Consider the following 24,619-nt stretch of genomic DNA (forward strand, 5'->3'; position numbering starts at 1 on the left):
TCTACCTGTTATTAATTCGCGACAAGGAGGTCGATTTCAATTCGACGGTTAATAGCTCGGTTTTCGTCACTATTGTTTTCAACCAATGGTCTTGCATCACCCAGACCTTCTGGTATGACTCGACCTTCTAGTGCGCTATTCGAGATAAGTTGTTCAGACATAGCAGTAGCTCGAGCTAGTGATAGATGCCAGTTCGAAGGATATTTACTCGTGAAAATTGGCCTATCATCGGTATGACCTGTCACAATGATCTTGCCTTGGGTCGACTCCAACGTTCTAGCGAGTTTAGAAATTACGGGTTGGATATACGCAACAACATCAGCACTACCTGATTCAAATAGATCTTGCGACTTTAACGAAATTCTTACCCTGTCTTGCAACGGCTCGACGTTAATTAGCCCCTTCCCGATCTCGGTTGCCAGATACATAGAGATCCTTTCTGCAATTGGCGCTGATTTTGATTCTGACGTTGTATCTTGGTTAAGCTGTTGCGGTTGAACCAAATTGACTAATTGAGAAAAGGTGCGGTTGGAAGCCTTGTTTAGCTCATAGCTAAAATACATAAATATACAAACCAATAATGCAGCCGTTACGGAGCACACAACCCAGAGAGGAGCTCTGTCGGAAGCCTTAGAGCCATTCAAAATGTGTTGTTCGATACTATTGCTTAGCTCTTGAGGTATCCCTCTTCCGTAAGACTTAAGAATAGCGATAATCTGCCTTCTCAGTTTTCGGTGAGACTCCAGTCCGTTTTTTTCCAAACGATATTGGCCGAGAAACCCAAGCGATAGGCACACGTACATCAATTCAAGCAAATCTAAATTTGTATCTGGTTGTGCCATGCACTTATCAAGGTACTTAAAGAACGCTTCCCCACCCTGGCTGCTGGCATAGAAAGAACTAAGCAATGAGTCATGGCTCCAAAATGAATGCCCCCCCCAATTAGTATTGAGCACCGCTTCATCTAACGAGCAACACAAACAGTAACGAGCCGTATCAATAGTGTCCAAATCAACGTCGTGGTGGCGTAGTCGGTTCTCATAATCTCTAAGTTTTTGTGCCAACGTCTCTTTTAGAAACAACGGGTCAGAATGAGTCGCTGTCGCTCGAATTTGACCAATAATGGATAAAAGACCATTCGCTTCTGCCAATAAAGGGTTGTTCCCATAAGCAACCACTGAATCGTTATTCACCAATTCAGGACTTTTTGAGATAACTACCGTATTATCTGCTGACTTTTCTGATTGTGGTTTCGGTGCGGGTGCTCTTCCACCCGGTGTTGGTTTTATGATCGTTTGTTCCATACTGAGCACACCTATTGACTAATACTCCACAGCTCAAGGTCAGCATTCGGAAAATGCCCCGATAAATGCAGCGCAATACCACCACTGTCTTTCAGCCTCATCCAAAACGGGCCTTTCTTGACTACTTCGAAGTAGACATAACCCGTTTGGTAAGGGATCTGCCTCGGTACTACACTCAATGGCGCTACGTTTATGCCATTAATCTGATTGTTGATCAGATCACGAATCTGCTCCGCTGGTCCAAACTTGAGCTGCGCCGGGACTAAACGTCTGATTTCATCTGTTGTCGTATCAGCTTTGACCGCAAGCACAAACTGGCATGATTCAAGTAAACGCTTATCTGGAAGTGGCGTCACTTGAATTCCATATTGTCGTGGCTCCAAAGGAAGTTTGCTTGCTGTTTGATCAAGGACAACGCTCAGATATTGACTCAGAACTTGATTCAATTCGCTATAAACACTTGATACATCTAAGTGATCGTATGTAAGTAAGCTTGGCATCCTCTTGGTTTTGTCAGAAAACGTAGCTAATTCACCAATATAACCTTTCAGGGTCGTAGCTAATTCCAATGGATGTAGCCTGTCTAGGTCACTAAAGTGCTTTAACATCGCCTCATACCTGTTCAACATTTGTAGCATGATGAAATCAACAGCAGATGCAGATGCGGCTTTGCCCTTAATCAATCGCTGCGCAATAACGTCGGCACGCATCTTTGTCATCGCAATAACGTTACGCAAGTAAGCCGACATAACTTTGTCGCTAAGTAAATTGATAAGCGGTGGAACATACGAATCGTCTAGTATTACTTCGCCTTCTGCCGTTACCTCTTTTATTTTCAAAATCGGTAACTCAACATAACCCGCTAATTTGTCATTGCTGGCTTTCAGTTCCAGGTTTAGGGCTGCGACTTGAATCGTTTCTTCATCCTGCCCAGTGAGATTATCTATAACGTCAACGTCTTTAAGTACATAACGAGAAACGATCGCCTCACTTACATCAGATACATTTTTACCTTTGACATTTGAAAGGGGAAGAGTGATTTTTACTAACGTATTTTCTACGTCTTTATCAATAAATAAAGGCACAACCGAATCGCTGGCTGTTAAGGTATTAACCAGAGTCATATCTGGCAAAACTGCCTCAAAGTGATCTAATTCAATCAGACCATCTTTTAATGCATGTTCTTTTACTCGACATTTCCAAACCCCCCAATTATAAGCCCCACCAAACTGATGTAAGCCTTTGAATTCTAGAGAGGTTGCGCGTTCATGTTGTTGAAAGTGCTGGGGACGTAAAAACATCCCTTCGCACCAAGCCGTCTTGGAGTATTGCGTCATTTATAATTAGCCAACTAAACGTTATTTTACGACCAAAGACAGATCTTCTAACAGAATTTGATAGGTGTTGTAACCGGTCTTATCCACTTCAATGACTTGTCGCCAATTTGAATTTTCAATATCTCGAAACGCTGCCACAATGCCTAAGTATTCAGTCTTTGGAGACATACTTGCCTGATATGTTTCTTTCTGACCTGGAGTTAATGATATTTCATATTTATTCACTAAATCAGGGCCTAATACTTTTTCACTTTCTTCATAAATTGAAAAAAAATCCTGACTTTCAAAAAGGGTATTTGATGTTAACTCAAAAACATACACTACTACAGGGGATGGCCTACCATTGGAGTCAGGGTTAATATTGTGATTTGCTGTTATTTCTAAATCTGAATATGGGTCAACAACTAAATTGGCTGCTGAGCATCCAAATAAAACCATTGAAATTAATAACAAAATGTACTGATAAACTCTTTTCATCACCCTATTTCCTAGCTTTTATTTTTTAATGCTAACTCATAGTGTTTAGCGAAATCTTCTAAATAAAATGGAGATTCTTTATTGACAATGTCATCGGATAGCTTTTCATGAATATCCTCAAACCGCTTCCAACTTTGAGCATATTTCCTTGCTGGAATAACCTTATTAATAACCGTGTCTTTAGCTAAAGCTTCTGAGTATATCGACGTAGGTTCAACAAGCGACATAACACTTGAAACCGTACCCTCAACACCTTTCATTAACGCTTGTTCATGACTTTTTATATCACTAAACGCTTCTTTAATGGCTGCACTTGGCTTTAGGAAACTTGCAGTTTGACGGTTATATAAGTTATGAATTGCATCTTCTAAATTCGCAGAGAACTTCAGAGGATTATTTTCTGACTTCCGAAACGCAGTATGACTAAGTCGATTTGTTTGTTTAAATACCGCGCGATTGTGCAGCGTTTCCATTAAACCAACTAACATCAAAGAAAATGATTCCCCCAGCTGTTCAAACCATTGCTCTCTGTTATCGCTGGGAATCATCGTTGGATCAATACCAGCTCCTTTAATGAACGCCGTAAGCTCGCTCCCTTTACTATCAAATTTGGGAGTTGGTTGACGTTCTAGCTGTCGTGGGGTTTCCGGTACAGGTGTAGAATCTACACTCTGTTTTTCTGGTTTGGGGATATCAATAAAATCATCGACTAATCCAATATCTAATTGAAAGTCAGAAGGAACACTCTCATTCAAAAGCTCACTGGCACTAAGGCCGAGGTCTACAAACTCTGCTTCAGATGAACTCGAGAATGCTTCAGGTTCTGAACTGGAACGAAAGTTACTTTCCTGATTATTGAATGCCTCAGTGCTAGTTTGAATACTTACTGAAATTTGGTAATCCCCTAAACTAACCGTATCGTCGTCACTTAGTGCAATCTCATTTCCTTGGCCCACAGGTGTCACAGCGTTATTAACAAACGTGCCATTAGTTGATAAGTCTTTTATCAAGTATTTATCACCAAACTTGATGAGCTCTCCGTGAGTTCCGGATACTACTCTTTCAGGGTCTGGCAGTGTCCAATCACATTGCTCAGACCGACCAAACGTAACTTTGGCATGCTCATCACTTGATTCAAACACAAACTCACTCTCAATCTCTGGAGTAAATTTGTGAAAACTTGTTATGGTTAAAACCAACTTCATGTAAACCTCGCCAAAGACCTGCTAAATATTATTTTTAATTTTATTATTAGTCACTTTCTTATTAACAGTAAGATTAATAAAAACCTTAAACCTGCCATTGAAAATCATGCACGGAATAATGAATCATTTTTTTATCAAAGCAATCACGTAATGTTCAACAATTTTAATTATCCAACCAAGTTCAAATTTTTGACACTTAGACTTTCATCAATAAAAAAACGAATGTTAGTTTGGCCGCGAAATTCTAACATAATGACTTTTCATTGAGCAGAAAGGTATATATTCCCCCATCATTTATACGGAGTTCTTGTGATGGAAGACAGCAATAAAAACAATTCTATAAATAATAAAGATAGCGGAGACAAAACTAAAATTGTAAAGACTCAAAAACGAGACAATGCAATTCAATCAAATAAAGTTGCTAGCAATGAAGGCTCCGTTCAAAATAAAAATGAAACAAATACAAAACTGTCTCAAAAAGAAAACACTCCGTTAGTTAATAAGAAAATAAACAATAAAAATAACACATCAAATAATGACAAAGATGTTATTAATGAGAATTTAATAGGCACAACTGTCAAAAATCGATATGAAATCGAGTCGGTTCTTGGCCATGGCGGACTTTGTGATGTTTATTTGGCAAAAGATAAGATATTAGAATCTTCAGGTTCAGAAACCCCTTACGTAGCATTAAAGATTTTACAAAAAGAGTTTGCATCTCAACCAGAGACTGCACGCATGTTGATACGTGAAGCTCAGCAAACACAAAGATTAAGTCACCCTAATATTATTAGGGTTTTTGATTTTGGTGTCGATGGCGAAATATATTTCTTAGTGATGGAATATATTAATGGGGAAACATTAGAGAATTTAATACAACGCTCTAGGCCGCATGGGCTGAAGTTTAATGCAACTTTATCGATTCTAAATCAGGTATTTGACGCGCTGTCTTACGCCCATTCACTTGGTGTCGTGCATGCCGATTTAAAGCCCGCTAACGTCATTTTAACGTCTGAAGGTAATGTTAAATTACTCGACTTTGGTGTATCTAAAACTCATCAATTAAAGCAAGATCAATACGCAGCTAAACGTAAATCCGAAAATGTGGAGACTCTTGGTTATACTCCAAACTACGCATCGCTCAACTTGTTGTCGGGTAAAGAACCAAACTTAAGCGACGATATGTTTGCGCTATTTTGTATTGCTTACGAGTTATTGAGTTGCAAGCATCCTTATTCAAGAACTCCTGTTAATGAAGCTCTCAAAAAGAAAATGAAGGTCTCGAAACCTGCTAATATGCCAGCATCTAAGTGGCCTATCTTTGCACGCGTGTTTTCAACTGGCATCATCCCCAAAGACCTTACCCCAGAGCAGTTAAAACAAAAGTTGAACATGCGATATTGGCCTATCGTTAGCGGTGTAGCTGCAAGCGTACTATTGGTTACCGGAATCGTATTTGGCTATCAACAACAACAAGAAACCATCTCTGATTTAGAAATAGCGATTAACAAGCAAAATGATCAGATTAATGGGCAGGAATGGTTGCTTGATACACCGCCAGAAAAAAGCTTGTCACTGATTAATAGTGAGAAAAACTTACACCCGGTGATTAAAGCTGGCTTACTACGTCAGCACAAGAGCTACCTTCTAAGTGAGTTTGAATCTGAAATTGATCAGGTTCTGAATTCTGATGCTAACAACTATCCAAATTATGATGAAATCGAGTCTGTACTAAACAAAGCAAAAGCCTACTACCCTGACTCACATAAAATTGAAGTTCTGGCGTTAGATATTCAATCAAGCAAGCACTCCACATTGCTTTCGATAGCCAGACAAATCAATAGCCAACTGGAAAAGTCTCGATACAGTAAAGAAGAAGACAGTAAGTCCATCTATGAACTGAAAGATGAGTTAAATCAAATTCATCAGGATTACCCATTTACACCAAGCTCATTATCTAGCGATATTTTTGGTAAACACCTAACTGAAGCACTCAAAAATAAAGATGCTGCAGCACTTGTTGCGCTAATTAAGGTTGGGAATACTTTCTTCTCAAACGTTGAAGAGCATCAAAACAACTTAAAAATAAGCAACGCGATGAAAGATGCAGTTCTCGAAATGAAACTGTATGAGACCGCGCTAGACTCTAAGGATCCTCTACCATTTCCGGACGAGGCTGCTCGAATTTTGTTCCAAGAGGAATTTGAAAACTTCTATTACCGCCTAGAAAAGGCAAGAACAACAACTCACCTCGATAACTTAGTGAAAGATGTTGATCAGTTTTCGAAGAACTTTCCTATCGGTTTTCAAGATATTAACGATTTGAGATTCAAAACTGCAGATAAATACCTGCGCTTCTCCGACATACTGCTCAATAAGAGAAGGACCACAAGCGCAAGGCGCGCAATGAAGAAAGCGAACGAGTTAATGAGGCAGGTAGAACAGGACTCCAAGCAAAGCTAATTGTACAAAAGGGGCGCAAGGCCCCTTTTTTGCGTCAAGCTACTTGCCATTATGCAACTAGGTTGCTAACTTGTATTTGTACTCGATTAGGAGAGTTAACCTTGACTGAAGGAATAGTCAAAGTTGGCGAGCGCTTGGCTTACTTGTTTGATGATTGCTTTAAACTAGGTAGACAAGACTGTTCCCAACCCAGCATTTTATTTGTAACCCACTATCACGTAACTTGTGTTGCCACGACACGAGTGCAAAATGCTTTGCACAAAAGATTAGATCATAGACACTTGTATATAAGTCAAAGTGTACCGAACAATAACTTTGTTTTTATGAGTCTAGCTCAAGTGATAAGCACACTGTTCAGCGCTCAACTCCCCCCACTTCAACGTTCCTATCCGATACATTTTTCTACCTCGCGGTTAGTCAGAGGTAAACATGATTAATTTTGATGTTCTCAATAAATACATGGAGAACGACGTAGATCTTATCGTCACCGTTTTTTCCACATACTTAGAAGACCACGCCAATGACATACAGCGTATCAATGAGTTGTACGCAAACAAATGTTGGCCGGAACTCTACTTATTGGCTCACAGTCTAAAGGGCATTCTAGAAAGCTTTGGGGAAGAAACCGCTGTCATTGTTTTCACAAAAATAGAAGCAGAAACAAGAAACGATAACGAGCCAGATAGCTCAGATATAGCTATAGTTACTAAAGAGCTAGCTGCCATTAATCAACAAATCTTTGCTTACTTGAAGAATATGCAATAAAACAAATTAAGGCTTAACTGGGGGAAATATGGCAATGAACAATAGCAATTTCAAGGAGCTGATTGAGTCTCTCAAAGACTTAACGCCAACTCAAAAGAGGTACTTGCTTAGTCGTACAAAGATGGCGTTAGATGATGAGAGCAATATGCTAAACATCAGTGATATACTGACACCAGAAGAGTTGGAAGCATTATTGTCGCCTGCACCAACCACAAATACAAAATAACAATAACATACAACGTAACAATAACATACAACGTAACCGTCAGATTAACGCTAGGGACCAGGTGGGGTGAATAGATCTTGCTTGGTTGTTAGTTTTTCGCCGTTCCTCTTCACTAAAACAAACGTGTTTTTTCCAATCTCTTTTTCTAACTTGAACTGATCAGATAATTGAGCGACTAACATCAGTCCACGACCTGAAGCAGACCAACTATCATCATCCATTAAGTTAGGAGCCTCAATCTGTTTATTTTTATGTTGGTTGAATGTCATTTCATTGATTGACGCTCCGTAGTCAGAAACCCTAAGTTCAATGAAATCTGACATTGGGTCACATCTAATCCTACACTCCACGTCTATCGGCTTGCCTTCAATTTCACTGTAAGAATGGATGTAAGCATTGTTCATAAGCTCAACAACACAAAGCTCCAACGACTGAACCGTACTTAACGATACTTGATTATCCATTAAAAACTTAGCAACCTCTTTGCTCGCACTTCGAGAGTGAGTAAGGGATCCACCGTAAGTTCGTTTAAACTCGCTCTGGAACATTCTTTTCCTTTATCCCTAGGCTATCAGCCACGCCACCTTACTTGTAAAAGACTCGCATCATCATCAAACTCATCTTTGTTCTGCCAAGATTGTACTTGTTCAAAGACACATCTAGCCTGCACTTCTACTTCTAATTGCGAAGAACAAACAGCTTTTATACTTGATGCCAACCTTTGTACTGAAAACATCTCCTCACCTCTCCTTGCTTCTATCAAACCATCCGAATAAAGCCATACTACATCTCCCTCACTCAGAATAATTTGATTACCAACGTACTCCATCGGCTGCAAAGCGCCAATCATAAAGTTGTCTTCACCCGCCAGCTCTGTAGTTTCGGTGCTCGCTCGCCAAACAAGGAACTTAGGATGACCAGCAGTACAATAGCGAAGTTGTCCTGATTCTGTATTAAGAATGGCATAAACCATGGTGAAATAAAGCTGACTGTTCCTAGTTTGCTGATACCGTCGGTTTAGCCGATCAATAACGGCTGCTGGTTCACTGATACAGTAGTCGCCATCTCTTAGCTCCATGGTTATCGAATCAGGTCCCAGATTTTGAGATAACGTCTGTTGGATAGAAAAAGCCATCAAAGCAGACGAAACACCATGACCTGAAACATCGAAAACATAAAATGCGACATGTTGTTCATCAAGCTCAAAATACCCCAACATGTCACCACCAATCTGGGAGCACGGTTTGTAGGCGTAACTAAATTGCATGTTCTGGATCGACGACTCCGCTGGGAGTAGTTGCTCCATCAGGTGACTAGCAGACTGTAAATCTTGATGGATCATTCGATAGGCTGCATCTAACTCTTTATTTCTCTCAACGAGTTTGTTGTGCAGTTCTAAAGTACGAAACCCCGCGCGGATTCTGGCCTGAAGTTCCTCTACAGACGTCTTCTTATCCACAAAGTCATCTGCGCCAGCATCGATGCCTTTCACGATCGAGCTTTGGTCATTTCTAGAGGACAATAAAACAAAGAAAATGTAACGTTCGCTAACTTGTGATTTTAATTGCCGACACAGCTCAATACCATTAATGCCAGGCATCATTAAGTCACTAAGTACAAACTGAATATCTTTGCGATAAGTCAGCACTTCAAGTGCGGATTGTCCGTCTTCAACAGCAATAACTTCATATCCCTGCTTTTCTAATGCACTGCTGATATAAAGTAGTACTGTTTTACTGTCATCGACCAAAAGAATGGATTTCATTCGCCTCCTTAAGACGGTAGTCGGGCACGCTAACGTAGAACACTAGTCACTGATTGCTCATTTCTAAAACGACTATAATCTTCAGCTAATAACTGGTGTTGATATCGAGTGTAAGACAGCGCCTCATTGGAGATTAATATCTGATGCTCTTTCTCTATTAACTGACTTTGCAGTTTTTCAATCTGTTCATTCTGCTGTGTGTTATTGAGGTACAGCGCGACGAGACCAAAGACCGAAACCATTAAAAGAGCAATAAGAACATTATTGATAGTTTTAACTTGAATACGCATGACCTCTCCTTGTCTATTAATAGACTTCCCACTATGAAAAGAACGTCTACAGACTAAGAGCGCTAGGCTCTAAAACGCATTGAAGCCCATTGAGGTTGTTTTTCCAATTATAGGCGATAGGAGACAAAATAAGAAAAAAGCTGAAGAATTTGAATATCCTTGTGAATTCGAAAGGCAATAGCAGCGAGCAATGATCTACTCGCTGCTGGTACATCAACTTAGAAATGCAGGCCGAGCTGAAACTTGCTCATACCAACGCGCAATGTTTGGTGCAGTAGTAAACACATCGATTTCTAGGCCTTTAATTGCAAAACCAATCAAAATAAAGCCTGTAATATCGACGATAGTAAAATGGTCAGCGGCAATGAACTCGCTTTCACCAAGTCGCTTATCTAACAACGGTAAAAACTCTTGCACGCGTTGCTTGGACTCTTCACCCCACTCTTTAACGCAACGCTCTCTATCTTCGTAGATAGCTGTGATGTTTCTAAATGCTTGAAAAGCAGCATACAGACCTTGAAACTCCACCACGCGATGCCACATTTCCACTTGCGCACGCTCAAGTTGGTTTGCCCCAAACAACGCCAAATCGTTTTCAAACGCTTCATCGAGATAGCGGCAAATTGCTACGCTCTCACAAATCGTCGTGCCATCTTCAAGCTCAAGCAATGGCACTTTTCCATTGACGCTTTTTTGCTTGAAATCTTCCGCTAGATTTTCGCCGTCACGCACATTTAAAGCGATGCGTTCAACATCGCCACCAATTTCCTTTAAAAAAATGCTAACTCGCTTACAACTTGGAGTTATCGCGGTTTCGTAGAGCTTCATTTTATATCCTTTTTTCTTTTTCTAACCGATTGGTTAGGATATACTGTAGCCAGTTTATAAACGATCAGTCAAGAACTTCATTTCCCAAAAGTTGTTCAATAAGTTTAGGAGTGGTTTGAGAAAAACCGCTCAGGTAGGTACGCATATGGCAAGAAAAGCCAACTTCGATCGAGAAGAAAAACTATTAGTCGCTATGGACGTTTTTTGGCGCAAAGGTTTCGCTAATACATCCATTTCTGATCTCACCGACGAGTTGAACATCAACCGCTTCAGTCTTTACAACACCTATGGTGACAAGCAACAGCTCTACTACGAAGCGCTCGATACCTACTTGAAAAAGGTCTCGCTACCGTCACTGAATGATTTGGAAAAAGACGACGCGTCCTTACCTGAGTTGGAATCGTTCCTCAAATCTTTTGCTGAGCTCCAACGCAAACGCAGCTGTGGGTGTTTTATCCAAAATGCGTTGATTGAGCACGCTGGTGAAGACGATGATGTACTGCGTAAAGGGCATTTTTTGTTTGACCATCTTATCGACATCATTGCAGATGCGCTGACCAATGCGCAAAAAGAAACCTTAGTGCCAAAAACGCTGAAACCAGAAGAGCTTGCTCGTTTTGTTCTCAACAACATGCAAGGCATGCGCGTACTTGGTAAAGCCAAACGTTATGCCGACTTGGATACGGCGCTTTCCTGCTTGCTGGTTTTGATTAGGAAGTGACATGTCGATTGAAGTGATAGCAGTACGTCTTACCAAAGGCATGGACTTAAAGCTGAGCCTAGCGAAATTGGTCGAGCAGCACGGTATCAAAGCGGGTTCAATTGCTTCATGCGTTGGCTGTATCTCTGACCTCAACCTTCGTTTGGCAGGTGCAGAGAGTACGTTAACCAAACAAGAGCCATTTGAAATCGTCTCTATGATGGGAACCCTAACGCCTGAACATCAACACGTTCATATCTCGGTGTCTGATCGTGATGGACTAGTTTGGGGTGGGCATTTGCTGGAAGGCACAGTGATTGATACTACCGCAGAATTGATCATCCATTCTTACTCAGAACTTGAGTTCACCAGAACGATGGACGACTCGACTGGCTATACCGAACTACAAGTGAACCCTTCCAAATAGCAAAAAGCTCCAGAGCCTTACTGTGCTGCCTCTGGAGCTTTATTCGCTTGTCTCTTACGCCAAGAATTTATTCATATCGAGCAAGCTAATTTCGAGGAACATTCTTCGACTAAGTAACAAACCTGATTATCGTCGACCGTTACTTGCCACGTTTTTAGACAGTGCGCTTCGTCTTCCAAACACTGCCCGCTCTTTAGGCTGAAATGCTGTTTGTACAGTGGTGACGCAACACACATCTCACCATCGATATCACCGACAATCCCTCGACTCATCACATAAGCCTTACCAATTGGATCCCAATCTTGAACGGCGTAAACACCGCTATCTGGAATGTAGAATAACGCGACATGCTCGCCTTCAATCAACACCGTGGCACCGATAAACGGCATTAAGTCATCAAGCTGACACAATTTCACTTTGGTTAAAGCTGCCATTTACACCTCCTGTTTCACGGGAATACGCTGACCGCGCACACGTTGGTACGGCAAGACTTTACTGCCCGACGTGCTGTTCAAGAAAGGACGGAAGCGTTGCAGTTTCTGAGGGTTATCCAACGTACTCTTCCACTCACATTGGTAGGTATCTACGACTCGCGCCATTTGTTCATCCAAAGAATCACATAGATTCAGAGAGTCATCCAAAATCACTTTTTTAAGGTAATCTAAGCCCCCTTCCATGTTCTCCATGTTCTCCATCCACACCGACGTACGCTGCAAGCGATCTGCGGTGCTGACGTAGAACATCAATACTCGGTCGATCATGGTGATCAACTCTGATTTAGATAAGTCGGATGCAAACAAATCAGCGTGTCTTGGTCTCATGCCGCCATTACCACACACATATAGATTCCAGCCGTTTTCAGTGGCGATCACCCCAATGTCTTTACTTTGCGCTTCTGCACACTCGCGAGTACAGCCCGATACGGCAAACTTAAGCTTATGGGGCGCTCGCAATCCTTTGTAGCGGTTCTCTAACTCAATGGCTAATCCAACTGAATCATCAACACCATAGCGACACCAAGTAGAACCCACGCACGATTTCACGGTGCGCACCGATTTGCCGTAGGCGTGCCCTGTTTCAAAACCAGCATCAATTAAGGTTTGCCAGATTTCAGGAAGCTGTTCTAACTGCGCACCAAATAAATCCACGCGCTGACCGCCAGTGATCTTGGTGTACAGATCGTACTGCTGAGCGACTTCACCTAGTACGATAAGTTTGTCTGGTGTGATTTCGCCGCCCGGAACACGAGGTACAATAGAGTAAGAACCATCTTTTTGCAGGTTCGCCATAAAAGCATCGTTGGAATCTTGCAGAGATTGATGCTGTGGCTCCATGATGTGTTCATTCCACAAAGAAGCAAATACAGATGCTGCTGTCGGCTTACAGATATCACACCCATGCCCTTTGCCATGCAGTGCAATTAAGGTGTCAAAGTCTTTGATTTGTTCCACTTGGCAAATATGGAACATCTCTTGGCGACTTAACTCAAAGTGCTCACAAAGGTGGTTGTTAACCTCTACCCCCATAGCTGCCAGTTGAGTATCCAACACCGACTTCACCATATTGCTACACCCACCACAGCCAGTACCGGCTTTGGTGTTTGCTTTAAGGTCCGTCAGGTTGGTGGTGCCAGCTTGTATCTCGGCAACTAAGTCGCCTTTTGTGACGTTGTGACAAGAACAGATAATGGCGCTGTCTGGCATCTCTCCATCCAGCATTCCGGTATCAAACAGCAGGTTCGCGGCGTGGTCTGGCAGGACCGTTTTGTTCAAATAACACTGCAAAAGCGCATCGTAGTCACTGTTGTCACCAACGAGAATCGCACCAAGCAATTGGGTGCCGCTCGCATTAACCACCAGCTTTTTGTAGATGCCTGCAACCGAATCTTGCAAGACCATTTCTTGTGCGCCTTCGGTTTGCATTTGTGCATCGCCGATAGACGCCACATCTCCCCCAAGTAGTTTGAGTTTGGTGCTCATGTCAGCACCTTTAAAACCTTCGCTCGGCATACCAGTCAAAACATCGGCAGTGGTTCTCGCCATGGTGTAACCGGGAGCGACCAAACCAAAGATCTTCTGTTCCCACAGCGCACATTCGCCAATCGCGTATATGTTCTCATCGCTGGTTTGGCATTGGTTATTAATCACAATGCCGCCTCGCTCGCCTACTTCTAGCTCAGCCAGCCGTGCCAACTCATCTTGAGGGCGAATACCTGCGGAAAAGACAATCACATCCACTTCGAGAGGATCTTTGTCTTTAAAAACCATACGATGCTTAGCCGTTTCACCATCGCAGATTCGCTCCGTCCCCGTTGAGGTATGCACGGTTAGCCCTAGCGCTTCAATCTTCTCTTTTAGCACTAAGCCAGCACCATCGTCTAACTGCACGGGCATCAGGCGGGGTGCAAATTCAATAACGTGAGTTTCTACCCCCAATAGTTTGAGTGCGTTTGCCGCCTCTAAACCCAACAAGCCACCGCCAATTACTGCGCCTGTTCTTGCGCCTTCACATGCTTTTTTGATTTGTGAAAGGTCATCAAGCGTGCGGTAGACAAACACGTTGTCTCGGTCTTTACCTTCAATTGGCGGCACAAATGGGTACGAACCGGTCGCGAGCACGAGTTGGTCGTAACCCAGCACATCTTCACCATCAAGCAGAATGCGCTTTTGCTCTCTGTTGATGTCTGTTACTTGGCTGCCAAGTACGAGTTGGATGCCATGCATGTCGTACCATTCTTGGTTACTCAGCATCAAATCATCATGAGACTTACCCGCAAACAAAGAGGACAACTGTACACGGTCATACGCGATAAAACGCTCTGCACCAATCACGGTAATTCTGTGCTCCATATGCGCGTTTTTCTGCACTAATTGCTCGACGAGATGCTGCCCGACCATACCGTTACCTACCACAACGATGTGACTCAATGCGTTCTTTACTGGGATCGTTAAAGGACTGTTCATTGCTGCCTCCTTATGCCGTTTGCGCTGCGGTTTTGGGTTTGTCTTCTTTCGAAGCAGGAATCTCGACTTTGGATTGCTTCTCGTAAAGGAACTTCAACACCGCTTGTCGACACTTCTGATACTGCGCATCATCCGCCAGTGCTACACGCTCACGAGGACGCGGTAGATTCACTTCTAACACTTCACCAACGGTTGCTGCCGGTCCGTTAGTCATCATCACGATTTTGTCAGATAGCAGCACCGCTTCATCCACGTCATGGGTAATCATGATGACGGTATTGTTTAGCTCGGCTTGAATCTTCATCAGTGCATCCTGTAAGTGCGCACGTGTTAACGCATCCAACGCGCCAAATGGTTCATCCATCAATAAAACCTTTGGTTGAAGTGCCAGTGCTCTGGCGATGCCGACTCGCTGCTTCATACCACCAGAGATTTCATCCGGCTTTTTGTGCGCGGCATGCTGCATTTGAATCAACTCCAAATAGTGATTCACTTGTTCCTGAATCCACGCTTTGCCCTTTTTGCCGGCGATTTGTTTTACTGCGAGCTCAACGTTTTGATACACGGTTAACCAAGGCAATAATGAATGGTTTTGGAACACCACTGCGCGGTCAGGCCCCGGCCCTGCCACCTCTCGTCCATCGACGATCACGCCGCCGTCTGTTGGCATGTGCAGACCCGCAACTAAGTTCAATACCGTTGATTTACCGCAGCCAGAGTGGCCAATCAGAGATACAAACTCACCTTTATTGATTTGTAAATCGACGTTCTTAAGCGCGATGAACTCGCCATCTGGCGTTGGGAATCGCATCCCTAAACGCGTTAGATCTAATAATGCTTTTTCCATGATCTTTTCCTTTATCTCAATGCTTGTTGTTTATTCCAAGACAGCCCCTTTTGAAGTTGCAGCATGCCTCTATCGAGCATCAAACCGATAAAACCAATAGTGATGACTGCCACCATGATGCGACCCAATGATGCTGAACTGCCGTTCTGGAACTCATCCCAAACAAACTTGCCTAACCCAGGGTTCTGCGCGAGCATCTCTGCCGCAATCAACACCATCCAAGCGATACCCAAAGAGAGACGTAAGCCGGTAAAAATCATTGGAATGGCAGAAGGTAAAACGATGGTACGAATGTGCTGCCACCACGAAAGTTGAAGCACTTTACTCACGTTGATTAAGTCTTTATCAACGCTCGTCACACCCACAGCGGTGTTAATCAGCGTCGGCCACAAGCTACACAGCGCCACTGTGATCAGAGAGTTAATGAACGACTTAGCAAACATCGGATCATCACTCACATAAGTGGCACTCACCACCATGGTAACGATAGGCAGCCAAGCCAAAGGTGATACAGGCTTGAGCAATTGAATGATTGGGTTGAACGCTTGATACAGCCCTTGATTAAGACCAAGCACGATACCAAGCGGAATCGCAATGACCGTCGCCAGCAAAAAGCCCGCAGTCACAGTCACTAAGCTTGTTATGATTTGATCGAAGAACGTCGGCTTACCTGTGTAAGGACGAATCTTCACTTCCGCGTCCGGATTCTTGGCTAACTTCGCAGCATTGCGCTTTTCCTGACGCTCGATAAACGCTTGTTCTTTTTCTCGCTCTTGCCAATGGTCATCGACAAGGTTGCTGAACTGCTGAAAAGTTTGCACAGGTCCCGGTAGCGTACCTAATGAGGTTTGCACTTCTCTCGCCGCTAAGTGCCACATTGCCAAAAAGATCAGCAAGCCAATGACGGGCAAAAGCACCAGCCGACTTCGGTTCACTACCTGCTTTGCAGGAAAAAGGGAAATGACATTACTAGACATACTCACTCCTAAGAAATTTACATCCTTGTTATTGCGGGCAGACTCTCCTGCCCGCTGTATTTTTAGTAGGACTGCTCATCCTAAACTTTGTCTTTTCCTTTAAGCCCAATAGAGAACTTCTCTAGATATTTGTTTGGCTCGCGACCGTCATAAACGATGTTGTCGATAAAGTGTGTTTGTGGCGCACGAAAACCATCTTCAGCACTGAAATCTGGGAAGTCTTTTTTGCTCAACACACCATCTTCAATTAGCGCTTGAGCTGCTTGTTGGTAGATATCTGGACGGTAAACCTCTTTTGCCACATCCATGTACCAATCATCGGATTTCTCGCTTGAGATCTGTCCCCAGCGACGCATTTGGGTCAGGTACCAAATCGCATCGCTGTAATACGGATACGTGGCGTTATGACGGAAGAACACGTTGAAGTCTGGCACGTCGCGTTTATCACCTTTCTCGTATTCAAATGTGCCGGTCATTGAGTTAGCGATAACTTCGGCATCGGCTCCCACATACTCGCTTTTTGATAGCATCTTCACTGCTTCTTGGCGGTTGGCATTGTCATTTTCATCCAACCAATGTGCAGCTCGAATCAAGGCTTTCACTACGCGAATGTGCGTGTTTGGATACTTCTCAGCCCAAGCTTTGGAAACACCAAATACTTTCTCTGGGTTGTTCTTCCAGATTTCGTAGTCGGTCACGACGGGCGTACCAATGCCTTTGAATACGGCTTGTTGGTTCCATGGTTCGCCTACGCAGTACCCTTTGATCGTGCCCGCTTCCATTGTCGCTGGCATTTGTGGTGGCGGTGTAACACTCAAAAGAACGTCAGCATCCAACTGGCCACTGTTGTCACCGGATTCTGGAGCATAAAAGCCTGGATGAATCCCACCTGCTGCTAACCAGTATCGCAACTCATAGTTGTGCGTCGATACAGGGAACACCATACCCATGTTGAACGGTTTACCTTTATCCAGATAGCTGTCCACAACTGGTTTTAAGGCATCCGCTTTGATTGGGTGAACAGGTTTGCCATCTGGTTGTTTTGGAATGTATTGCTTCATCTGCTCCCAAGTATCCTTGGAAACCGTGATTGCGTTGCCGTTCAAATCCATACTGAACGCGGTAATCACTTCCGCTTTTGTGCCGACACCAATCGTTGCGCCCAATGGCTGACCAGCAAGCATGTGCGCACCAGCAAGCTCACCATCGATAACTCGGTCTAAAAGCACCTTCCAGTTTGCTTGCGCCTCTAAAGTTACATACAAGCCTTCGTCTTCAAAAAAGCCTTTCTCATAAGCAACCGCCAGCGGTGCCATATCGGTTAACTTAATAAAACCAAACTTCAGGTCTTCAATTTCTGGCTCACCCAACTCTGCCTTTACGCTGACCGTGGTGAATACCGATAACGAAATTGCTGACACTTTCAGCATCGAACTCCATTTCATTGGTTTGCTCCCATAAAAAAAGCGCCACTACTCCGAAGAGCAGTAGCGCCGTTGCTAAGTCTACAATTACCGCCGTTGATAATTGAGATAAGCGATTCAACAATAAACCCGTTTTAACTAATCCAAGTACTGTGCCAACTTATTTTCTACTTTAAATACAGCATATTAGAGTCTACCCTCGTAACCAAGCAACTGTTTTTGCTTGCTGTTAGTGCAACACGCACCACGGTAGAATTTCTGCCATAACCCCAAAGTAGTAGAGAAGTTAATCCATTAACTGCAATGCCGTAATCAGATTCTTCGCCACTTGTGAGAGCGTTTGGCTCGATTGCATGGCTGAATTTCTAAGCGCTTTATAAGCCTGATCTTCATCAACACTGTGCATCTTCATCAGCAGACCTTTGGCTTTTTCCACCAGCTTGCGCTCTTCAATCTTGTGGGTCAGCGATTCAATTTCCGATTGCATACTTTCGAATTTCGCTCTCACTAATGTCGCATGTTCAATCCAGGGTTGAAGTGCAAACTCACTATCATGTGGCATGAGAACATAGTCCATTTTTTCTGATAACCGAGTGATATCATTGGATGATAGTTGCTTCAGCACGATAAGGAGTGGTGCCGATTTTCTGCGACAGAAATCGACAATCAAACGCAGTTCCGCCGTCGGCTGCTGCCATCCGACTACAACGCTTGCAGTGCTCTCTCTCTGCATCAGCTTTTCTAGTTGTGCCAATTGGCAGCCAACGATGTTGTCGTAATCTTTGCTCAACAAGCCGGACAGTCGAGCCTGCTCTTGAAGGCTATCACAGCACACTATGATGGGTGTTTTTGACGTTGATCGAGTCATGCACATTCCTTGTTTATATCTCACTCACTAAGAGAGACATAAACAAGGAATGTGCCAATTAAAGTTGAAGCGTTTTAACTAGAGGCGAGATGTTCTTTGAAGAAACCTAGTGTGCGTTCCCACGCGAGCGCCGCTTCTTCTGGTGCGTAGCGAGCCGTTGAGTCGTTATGAAAGCCATGGTTGACGTTTTCATACATTAACGCCTGATATTGCGCATCGTTCGCGATCAATTGCTGCTCATAGGCAGGCCATGTGTCGTTGACGCGCTTATCGAGCCCTGCGAAGTGAATCATCAACGGCCCTTTGACCTGCTTTTGAATCTCTTGCGCCGCTGGTGTTCCGTAGAAAGGCACACCTGCATCCAGCTCTTCTGGCATTACCGCTGCAAGCATATTGACGATGTATCCACCGAAGCAGAACCCAACTGCGCCCAATTTACCGTTCCCACCCTCGTAGTGTTTAATGAAATTAGCAGCAGCAATAAAATCTTGTTCGATCTTGGCTCTGTTCATCTCTTTCTGCATGGCGCGACCTTCATCGTCGTTCCCCGGATAGCCACCGAGTGGATAAAGCGCGTCAGGAGCAAAAGCAATAAAGCCATCTTTCGCGAGTCGCCTGGCGACATCTTTGATGTATGGGTTTAGACCTCGATTTTCATGAATCACCAACACGGTCGGCGATTTTAAGGTCTTCTTTTGTGGCACAACCAAATAGCCGCTACCTTCCCCATGTCCATTGGGCGAGGCAAAGGTTTCATAGGTTGCTTTGATCTCAGGATCATTAAAGGAAACTTGCTCTGCGAGCGCATAATTTGGAGTCAGGGCATCAACCAGGGCCGTCATACTAAAACCTAAAACAGCGAGGCCACCAAGACGGTTGAGAAACTCTCGGCGAGAGATTTTGCCATGCGCGTATTCGTCATACCAATCGAAAGCTTCTTGTGGAATGGGATGTGACGCCTTGTTTTTAGAATTTGAGTGCTTTAGAACCATTATCCTTGTCCTCATTTCTTATCGAAAAGTAAACTCATCAGGCCTCACTGATGTTTGCCCCAACCAGCTGTGAGACACTTCAAGTGATAAATACATCACTGACAAGCTTAAACAAACAATAGATAAAGGATTCCGATCCAACAACGTTTCGCGGTTAGCTCGTCACAGGATTAACTGCCACAACAATAGTTTTCCCAATAAGCAAACGCACGTTCAAAGGCCTGTTCCCTATCGTGCACTTGAGCAAAGAGCACAACGGTCATCGTTGCCAAAACCGTATTCGCCATTTGGTTCATGTCATCTTCTGACGTCCCAAACGGACAGTTCGTAGGCATTGGCACCTCAGACAGCATTTGCTCCGTCCAGTAGTGCGATGTCACGCCGCTTGTTTGGCTTAACCATACTGTTTGGCTTACTTTCGGGTTGTATTCTGATTCGCCCGATTGCCCTTTGAATGACACAACGGCGTGAGCGGTTTGACCGATTTCATATTCGACTTCTGCATGAAGTTGTTGGAAACCAGGATGGAAGCTACCACGAATACCAACCGTTGCTTGCCCCGGATTCAATGCTCGAACCACGGTATTAATCGGCGTTCTAAGCCCATAACGATTCTTCCAACCGATCATGGTTTCTGCTTGTGGAGCAAACGCACTCAGCGGTAGATAAACGATGTTTTGTGTTTCTAACACACGTTTTGCGTCTTCTGCTGATTCCGCTTTCTCGATAGCAAACTTGTCGAGGTAATCTTCGGCGTGTAAACGTCCAGATTGACGGTCGTGATAACCATGCATCAGCACTTTATGACCATTATCGGCAAGGATCTTCGCTGCCAACAGGTGCCAAGGCTGACCTGCCGCTTCACGTTTGCCTGCGTAACATGGCCAGTCGATGTCTGCACCAATAGCAGGCATGCGGGATTGGAATGCTTTCACAAAGCCAGCGATTTCTTGTTGAGTCTCGTTTTGTACGCGGATCAGCATCAGCAGCATTGCCATTTGATCATCATCGCACTCTCCGTTTAGGTATTCATCCATAACTCGAAACGCTTGGTCAAAGTTCAGTGGTTTTCTACCACGTTCGCCACGACCGACTGTTCTGATACACTCCAAAATGCTGCTCATATTCCCTCGTATTCCGTCACTGACTGTACGGTTTCTATTAGTTGTTCGCGCAGTTTGACAACTTCTCCCATCACAATCAATGCTGGGCTGATGCGTTTAAGTGCAATCGATAACTCATTGAGCTGATTGAGTTGGGTAACATGAACTTGTTGCTGAGGGCTGCAACCATGAGTGATGACCGCAACAGGGAAATCTTGGTTCAAACCAGCGCCGACTAAACCGATTTGTATGTCTTCCGATTTTTCTAATCCCATGTAGAACACCAATGTTTGTCCGCTTTGCATCAGTTGGCTCCACGCTTCAAATGCGCCTGTTACCACTTGCCCTGTAACAAAGGTAACGCTGCGAGCAACGCCACGATGAGTCAGCGGAATCAAGCTGTTTGCTGAACATCCAATCGCAGCAGTAATACCGGGGATGACTTCGTAAGCGATAGAGTGTTTGACGAGTGCTAATGCTTCTTCGCCTCCACGACCAAATACAAAAGGATCTCCCCCTTTTAAGCGCACAACTCGCTTTCCTTGCTGAGCGAGCGACACCAACAAATCACAGATTTCTTCCTGACCAATACTAGGTTGTCCGCATCGTTTGCCCACGTAAATCCAATCGGCTTGTGGCGAGGCCAACTCCAAAATATCTTTGTTTACCAGACGGTCGTACAACAGCACCTCTGCCGACATAATCGCTTTCACTGCCTTCACGGTTAACAAGTCTGGATCGTGCGGTCCTGCTCCGACAATCGACACAAAACCTTTGTGGTTCGCGTCGAGGTCTACTGAGTGGTCTTCTAAAAGTTGGTTCAGTTTGCTTGCTTGGTCATGCTTAGAAAAGCGAGACGAGCGATCTTGATTCTGGTCCGCTTGTCCTTTCTTAAACCAAGACTTTTGATAAGGCGCTTCCATGTGCTTATCCTCTTAATGATTTACTTTATTTGCATCGCCAGACTTTGCTGGCTCGCTTGCTGTTTGCCCTTTTGATGCTGATGGCTGTCGACCATTTGTTTGATTTGAGAGACGCATGAGCCACAGTTGGTACCGCATTTGAGTTTGTTTTGAAGTTGGGTCAGTGAAGTGCAGTCTTGTTTCTCCATCGCGTCATGTATTTGTTTATCGGTGACACGGAAACAACTACAAACCAGTTTGGCGCTGCTTTGCGATTGAGTGATGGTAAGCAGTTGCGATAACTCCATCGGCTTGCCAATCAAGTGCGTAAAGTTGGTGTAGTCGGTTTGAATCGGTTCACTAGACACCACCAAAACAGAACGAATGATACGAACGTCTCCAACAAGGTCGTAATCCACCGCTAGCCAACCTAGGGCAATATCTATCGTAATCCTGCGACTCTTTTCCGTTCGACAAAAACTCTGCTTTTTTGGTCGTTTATCGTGTGCAAAGCGCCAGATGCCCAAATTACTTTCTGCTTGAAATGCGCTGTAGAGAAACTTGCCAGAATCAAACTGTGTACCGATAAACATACCGTAGGTTTTTACCGCCGCGTCTTGCACTTCAACATAAGACGACTTAAACGCAGGCTGCCCAGAAATAGGGTCTTTTACGCTGTTTACTATCGCGTTAACACTGCTTTCACCTCCATATCGACCAGCCCAGTGCATTGACATAAACAGCTCCTGAAACCCCAAACCTTCATCAATGGCAACTTTGGCATAAATACCAGTGTTTGAAGTAGGCTGGAACAGCTTGATGAGCTGTCCGGATTTTAAGCGATTTTGAGTGGCGGAGAGTGTGTTCATGTACACGGTTGGCTCTAACTCAGAGGCGGCAAGGTGTGCGATATGCCCTGTACGCGTCATTGTATGCCATTGGTCGCGTTGTCTACCCGTATTGAGCCACCAGCCTTTTGCTCTCTCTAAGCGTTGAGGCAATTCACTGGTCACGACAAAACGCGCTTTACCATCTGGGTGCGAATAGATTCCATCAGCAAAAGGGCGCTCTCCTCCCCATTGTGTCGGCACCCACTCTTCGTATTCTTGCTCGGTTAAGTTTGCGTGTTGAGACAGGTCGAGCTTCAATGGCGAATCAGTATTCATGCCTGTCATCGCCGCATATTCCCTGAATACCGCCCGCTCAGAAGTAAACGCAAAGCCATTTTGTATTTTTTCCAATGTACACAGAGCTTGTCCGACTTGGCTTATCGCCCACCAATCTGGTTTTGCTTCACCAGGTGGTATTTGAAACTGACGTTGACGAGACATTCTACGTTCAGAGTTAGTCACCATCCCTTGCTTTTCACCCCAACCAGCTGCTGGCAGTAGAACATCTGCATATTTAGCAACGTCCGACTCCGCAGTAATATCAGACACAATCACAAAAGGACAAGCCTCTAACGCGCGCTTAACCATCTGATTATCAGGCAAAGAAACCACGGGATTGGTTGCCATGATCCACAGAACTTTAATCTCCCCACGTTCTACCGCCTCAAACAGTTCAACGGCTTTTAAACCGGGCTGAGTGGCAATTTCTGGTGAATCCCAAAACGCCTGCACTTGCTTGATAGAATCTGCGTCAAAAGCGCGATGAACCGCTAGTTGGTTTGCCAAACCACCGACTTCTCGCCCACCCATCGCATTCGGCTGACCTGTAATAGAAAACGGCCCACAACCTGACTTGGCAATTTTACCTGACGCCAAATGTGCATTAATAATGGCATTGCCTTTATCAACACCATTTTCGGCTTGGTTAACCCCTTGGCAAAACAGCGTGATTGCGCTTGGGCTTTGTGCAAACCATTGGAAGAAGGTGGTCAGCTTTTCTTCTGAAATGCCAATGGAAGACGTTAGATTAGTGACATCGTAACGAAAATCAGTAGCTTCTTCTGCAAGCGCAGCAAACCCTTCGGTATGGGAATTTATATATTCAGAATCAATACATTGCTGCTCGATAAGAAACTTGAGCAGCCCATTAAAAAGTGACACATCCCCATCGTTTTTAATCGGTAGATGCAAATCCGCTTGCTGCGCTGTGACCGTTTCACGCGGGTCAATGACCACCAGCTTGAGGTTAGGATTGTTTTCTCTCGCTTGTTGAATACGTCGAAATAGAACAGGGTGCGTCCAAGCGGTATTGGCACCACAAATGATCAATAGCTCAGTCTTATCAATGTCATCGTAATTGACGGGAACGACATCTTCACCAAATGCTCGTACATGAGCCGCAACCGCCGAAGACATACACAAACGGGAGTTAGTATCGATGTTTGCGCTGCCAACATAACCTTTCATGAGTTTGTTGGCGACGTAATAGTCTTCCGTCAACAACTGACCAGAAACATACATCGCGACAGAATCAGGTCCAAACTCCGCTTTTGCTTGATGGATCTCTTGTGCAATTAAGTCTGTGACCGACTGCCATGACACTTCTTTTTCCCTTAGCTTGGGGTAGAGCAATCTTGAAGGCATTTGTAAGCTTTCTGCTAATGCGACACCCTTTACACACAGTGAACCGGAATTGGCCGGATGAAGCGCATCTCCAATAATCTTGTTATTGCTGATTTCAATTCCGCAGCCTACTCCGCAATACGGACAAGTTGTCTTTCTACACCCTTGTGACATAACGCCTCCTGCGCGACTAATCCTAAATTACAGGCAAAAAAAAGCCTCTCCCGAATCGAGAGAGGCAGC

Annotated in this window: 23 protein-coding genes; 5 read left to right on the top strand and 18 right to left on the bottom strand. The window is 44.1% G+C overall.

All coding sequences use genetic code 11. The annotated features are described in order from the left end of the window. Positions 1 to 11: 11 nt before the first annotated feature. The 4 genes from tssL to tagH are packed head-to-tail and all read right to left on the bottom strand — an operon-like array spanning position 12 to position 4,323. Complete coding sequence (gene tssL / locus D8S93_RS16815) at positions 12 to 1,304, bottom strand: type VI secretion system protein TssL, long form (protein ID WP_152814367.1); 1,293 nt, start codon at positions 1,302 to 1,304, stop codon at positions 12 to 14. Positions 1,305 to 1,315: 11 nt separating this feature from the next. Then, positions 1,316 to 2,641 carry a type VI secretion system baseplate subunit TssK gene (gene tssK / locus D8S93_RS16820; protein WP_152814369.1) on the bottom strand — a complete coding sequence of 442 codons (1,326 nt, stop codon included), beginning with the start codon at positions 2,639 to 2,641 and terminating at the stop codon, positions 1,316 to 1,318. Positions 2,642 to 2,662: 21 nt separating this feature from the next. Next, the gene (gene tssJ, locus D8S93_RS16825) at positions 2,663 to 3,118 is read right to left on the bottom strand and encodes a type VI secretion system lipoprotein TssJ (RefSeq protein WP_005395676.1); all 456 of its coding nucleotides are present in this window, start codon (positions 3,116 to 3,118) and stop codon (positions 2,663 to 2,665) included. A gap of 11 nt (positions 3,119 to 3,129) precedes the next feature. Next, positions 3,130 to 4,323 (bottom strand): type VI secretion system-associated FHA domain protein TagH, encoded by a 1,194-nt coding sequence (tagH, locus tag D8S93_RS16830; RefSeq protein WP_152814371.1) that lies wholly within the window; start codon positions 4,321 to 4,323, stop codon positions 3,130 to 3,132. Positions 4,324 to 4,635: 312 nt separating this feature from the next. On the opposite strand from tagH, the gene D8S93_RS16835 reads away from it, so the two are divergent. From D8S93_RS16835 to D8S93_RS16845, 3 genes are all read left to right on the top strand, one after another. Further along, the gene (locus tag D8S93_RS16835; RefSeq protein WP_152814373.1) at positions 4,636 to 6,786 is read left to right on the top strand and encodes a serine/threonine-protein kinase; all 2,151 of its coding nucleotides are present in this window, start codon (positions 4,636 to 4,638) and stop codon (positions 6,784 to 6,786) included. Positions 6,787 to 7,215: 429 nt separating this feature from the next. Further along, complete coding sequence (locus D8S93_RS16840) at positions 7,216 to 7,551, top strand: Hpt domain-containing protein (RefSeq protein ID WP_005395669.1); 336 nt, start codon at positions 7,216 to 7,218, stop codon at positions 7,549 to 7,551. A 34-nt stretch (positions 7,552 to 7,585) separates the two neighbouring features. Continuing rightward, positions 7,586 to 7,777, top strand: a complete 192-nt coding sequence (locus tag D8S93_RS16845; RefSeq protein ID WP_012842175.1) for a hypothetical protein — start codon at positions 7,586 to 7,588, stop codon at positions 7,775 to 7,777. A gap of 50 nt (positions 7,778 to 7,827) precedes the next feature. Here D8S93_RS16845 and D8S93_RS16850 read toward each other — a convergent pair whose 3' ends face one another. The 4 genes from D8S93_RS16850 to D8S93_RS16865 all read right to left on the bottom strand — a co-directional run bounded on the left by D8S93_RS16850 (position 7,828) and on the right by D8S93_RS16865 (position 10,660). Further along, positions 7,828 to 8,241, bottom strand: a complete 414-nt coding sequence (locus tag D8S93_RS16850; protein ID WP_264674659.1) for an ATP-binding protein — start codon at positions 8,239 to 8,241, stop codon at positions 7,828 to 7,830. A gap of 107 nt (positions 8,242 to 8,348) precedes the next feature. Beyond that, positions 8,349 to 9,542, bottom strand: a complete 1,194-nt coding sequence (locus D8S93_RS16855; protein ID WP_152814377.1) for a PP2C family protein-serine/threonine phosphatase — start codon at positions 9,540 to 9,542, stop codon at positions 8,349 to 8,351. Between the two features lie 29 nt (positions 9,543 to 9,571). After that, positions 9,572 to 9,832, bottom strand: a complete 261-nt coding sequence (locus D8S93_RS16860; RefSeq protein WP_005395662.1) for a hypothetical protein — start codon at positions 9,830 to 9,832, stop codon at positions 9,572 to 9,574. Between the two features lie 213 nt (positions 9,833 to 10,045). After that, on the bottom strand, positions 10,046 to 10,660 hold the full coding sequence (locus tag D8S93_RS16865) for a glutathione S-transferase (RefSeq protein WP_145535219.1): 615 nt from the start codon (positions 10,658 to 10,660) through the stop codon (positions 10,046 to 10,048). A gap of 145 nt (positions 10,661 to 10,805) precedes the next feature. Here D8S93_RS16865 and D8S93_RS16870 point away from each other — a divergent pair, with 145 nt between their 5' ends. Together D8S93_RS16870 and D8S93_RS16875 are read left to right on the top strand one after the other, a co-directional pair. Continuing rightward, a complete protein-coding gene (locus D8S93_RS16870) occupies positions 10,806 to 11,381 on the top strand; it encodes a TetR/AcrR family transcriptional regulator (protein ID WP_140066583.1) in 576 nt (191 codons plus the stop codon). Position 11,382: 1 nt separating this feature from the next. Then, positions 11,383 to 11,787, top strand: coding sequence for a PPC domain-containing DNA-binding protein (locus D8S93_RS16875; RefSeq protein ID WP_152814379.1), 405 nt, complete (start codon positions 11,383 to 11,385; stop codon positions 11,785 to 11,787). 71 nt (positions 11,788 to 11,858) lie between these two features. On the opposite strand, the gene nirD is transcribed toward D8S93_RS16875, so the two are convergent. The 10 genes from nirD to D8S93_RS16930 form a co-directional block, all read right to left on the bottom strand. Further along, positions 11,859 to 12,221, bottom strand: coding sequence for a nitrite reductase small subunit NirD (gene nirD, locus D8S93_RS16880; protein WP_152814381.1), 363 nt, complete (start codon positions 12,219 to 12,221; stop codon positions 11,859 to 11,861). Then, a complete protein-coding gene (nirB, locus tag D8S93_RS16885; protein ID WP_152814383.1) occupies positions 12,222 to 14,750 on the bottom strand; it encodes a nitrite reductase large subunit NirB in 2,529 nt (842 codons plus the stop codon). It lies immediately after the preceding gene. Positions 14,751 to 14,760: 10 nt separating this feature from the next. Next, on the bottom strand, positions 14,761 to 15,597 hold the full coding sequence (locus D8S93_RS16890) for an ABC transporter ATP-binding protein (RefSeq protein WP_104973758.1): 837 nt from the start codon (positions 15,595 to 15,597) through the stop codon (positions 14,761 to 14,763). Between the two features lie 11 nt (positions 15,598 to 15,608). Beyond that, on the bottom strand, positions 15,609 to 16,574 hold the full coding sequence (locus D8S93_RS16895; protein ID WP_134645734.1) for an ABC transporter permease: 966 nt from the start codon (positions 16,572 to 16,574) through the stop codon (positions 15,609 to 15,611). Positions 16,575 to 16,654: 80 nt separating this feature from the next. Beyond that, a complete protein-coding gene (locus D8S93_RS16900; RefSeq protein ID WP_104970777.1) occupies positions 16,655 to 18,019 on the bottom strand; it encodes a CmpA/NrtA family ABC transporter substrate-binding protein in 1,365 nt (454 codons plus the stop codon). 265 nt (positions 18,020 to 18,284) lie between these two features. Further along, positions 18,285 to 18,866: an ANTAR domain-containing response regulator gene (locus tag D8S93_RS16910; RefSeq protein ID WP_193621632.1), complete on the bottom strand. Its 582-nt coding sequence runs from the start codon at positions 18,864 to 18,866 to the stop codon at positions 18,285 to 18,287. A gap of 74 nt (positions 18,867 to 18,940) precedes the next feature. Next, positions 18,941 to 19,858 carry a dienelactone hydrolase family protein gene (locus D8S93_RS16915; RefSeq protein ID WP_193621633.1) on the bottom strand — a complete coding sequence of 306 codons (918 nt, stop codon included), beginning with the start codon at positions 19,856 to 19,858 and terminating at the stop codon, positions 18,941 to 18,943. Positions 19,859 to 20,028: 170 nt separating this feature from the next. Beyond that, positions 20,029 to 20,982: a glycosyl transferase family protein gene (locus tag D8S93_RS16920; RefSeq protein ID WP_152814389.1), complete on the bottom strand. Its 954-nt coding sequence runs from the start codon at positions 20,980 to 20,982 to the stop codon at positions 20,029 to 20,031. Beyond that, complete coding sequence (gene cobA / locus D8S93_RS16925; RefSeq protein ID WP_152814392.1) at positions 20,979 to 21,884, bottom strand: uroporphyrinogen-III C-methyltransferase; 906 nt, start codon at positions 21,882 to 21,884, stop codon at positions 20,979 to 20,981. The genes D8S93_RS16920 and cobA overlap by 4 nt, the downstream gene beginning before the upstream one ends. A 20-nt stretch (positions 21,885 to 21,904) precedes the next feature. Next, positions 21,905 to 24,550, bottom strand: a complete 2,646-nt coding sequence (locus D8S93_RS16930) for a nitrate reductase (RefSeq protein ID WP_152814394.1) — start codon at positions 24,548 to 24,550, stop codon at positions 21,905 to 21,907. Positions 24,551 to 24,619: the final 69 nt, after the last annotated feature.

This window comes from Vibrio sp. VGrn 2, from assembly GCF_009361695.1.
Taxonomy (GTDB): domain Bacteria; phylum Pseudomonadota; class Gammaproteobacteria; order Enterobacterales; family Vibrionaceae; genus Vibrio; species Vibrio diabolicus.

Coding starts and splice junctions, on each gene's coding strand:
- D8S93_RS16840 (WP_005395669.1), top strand. CDS start 7,216: ATGATTAATTTTGATGTTCTCAATAAATACATGGAGAACGACGTAGAT.
- D8S93_RS16865 (WP_145535219.1), bottom strand. CDS start 10,660: ATGAAGCTCTACGAAACCGCGATAACTCCAAGTTGTAAGCGAGTTAGC.
- D8S93_RS16870 (WP_140066583.1), top strand. CDS start 10,806: ATGGCAAGAAAAGCCAACTTCGATCGAGAAGAAAAACTATTAGTCGCT.
- D8S93_RS16915 (WP_193621633.1), bottom strand. CDS start 19,858: ATGGTTCTAAAGCACTCAAATTCTAAAAACAAGGCGTCACATCCCATT.
- nirB (WP_152814383.1), bottom strand. CDS start 14,750: ATGAACAGTCCTTTAACGATCCCAGTAAAGAACGCATTGAGTCACATC.
- tssJ (WP_005395676.1), bottom strand. CDS start 3,118: ATGAAAAGAGTTTATCAGTACATTTTGTTATTAATTTCAATGGTTTTA.
- tagH (WP_152814371.1), bottom strand. CDS start 4,323: ATGAAGTTGGTTTTAACCATAACAAGTTTTCACAAATTTACTCCAGAG.
- nirD (WP_152814381.1), bottom strand. CDS start 12,221: ATGGCAGCTTTAACCAAAGTGAAATTGTGTCAGCTTGATGACTTAATG.
- D8S93_RS16890 (WP_104973758.1), bottom strand. CDS start 15,597: ATGGAAAAAGCATTATTAGATCTAACGCGTTTAGGGATGCGATTCCCA.
- D8S93_RS16850 (WP_264674659.1), bottom strand. CDS start 8,241: ATGGATAATCAAGTATCGTTAAGTACGGTTCAGTCGTTGGAGCTTTGT.
- D8S93_RS16900 (WP_104970777.1), bottom strand. CDS start 18,019: ATGAAATGGAGTTCGATGCTGAAAGTGTCAGCAATTTCGTTATCGGTA.
- D8S93_RS16835 (WP_152814373.1), top strand. CDS start 4,636: ATGGAAGACAGCAATAAAAACAATTCTATAAATAATAAAGATAGCGGA.
- tssL (WP_152814367.1), bottom strand. CDS start 1,304: ATGGAACAAACGATCATAAAACCAACACCGGGTGGAAGAGCACCCGCA.
- D8S93_RS16875 (WP_152814379.1), top strand. CDS start 11,383: ATGTCGATTGAAGTGATAGCAGTACGTCTTACCAAAGGCATGGACTTA.
- D8S93_RS16920 (WP_152814389.1), bottom strand. CDS start 20,982: ATGAGCAGCATTTTGGAGTGTATCAGAACAGTCGGTCGTGGCGAACGT.
- D8S93_RS16895 (WP_134645734.1), bottom strand. CDS start 16,574: ATGTCTAGTAATGTCATTTCCCTTTTTCCTGCAAAGCAGGTAGTGAAC.
- D8S93_RS16910 (WP_193621632.1), bottom strand. CDS start 18,866: ATGACTCGATCAACGTCAAAAACACCCATCATAGTGTGCTGTGATAGC.
- D8S93_RS16845 (WP_012842175.1), top strand. CDS start 7,586: ATGAACAATAGCAATTTCAAGGAGCTGATTGAGTCTCTCAAAGACTTA.
- D8S93_RS16930 (WP_152814394.1), bottom strand. CDS start 24,550: ATGTCACAAGGGTGTAGAAAGACAACTTGTCCGTATTGCGGAGTAGGC.
- cobA (WP_152814392.1), bottom strand. CDS start 21,884: ATGGAAGCGCCTTATCAAAAGTCTTGGTTTAAGAAAGGACAAGCGGAC.
- D8S93_RS16855 (WP_152814377.1), bottom strand. CDS start 9,542: ATGAAATCCATTCTTTTGGTCGATGACAGTAAAACAGTACTACTTTAT.
- D8S93_RS16860 (WP_005395662.1), bottom strand. CDS start 9,832: ATGCGTATTCAAGTTAAAACTATCAATAATGTTCTTATTGCTCTTTTA.
- tssK (WP_152814369.1), bottom strand. CDS start 2,641: ATGACGCAATACTCCAAGACGGCTTGGTGCGAAGGGATGTTTTTACGT.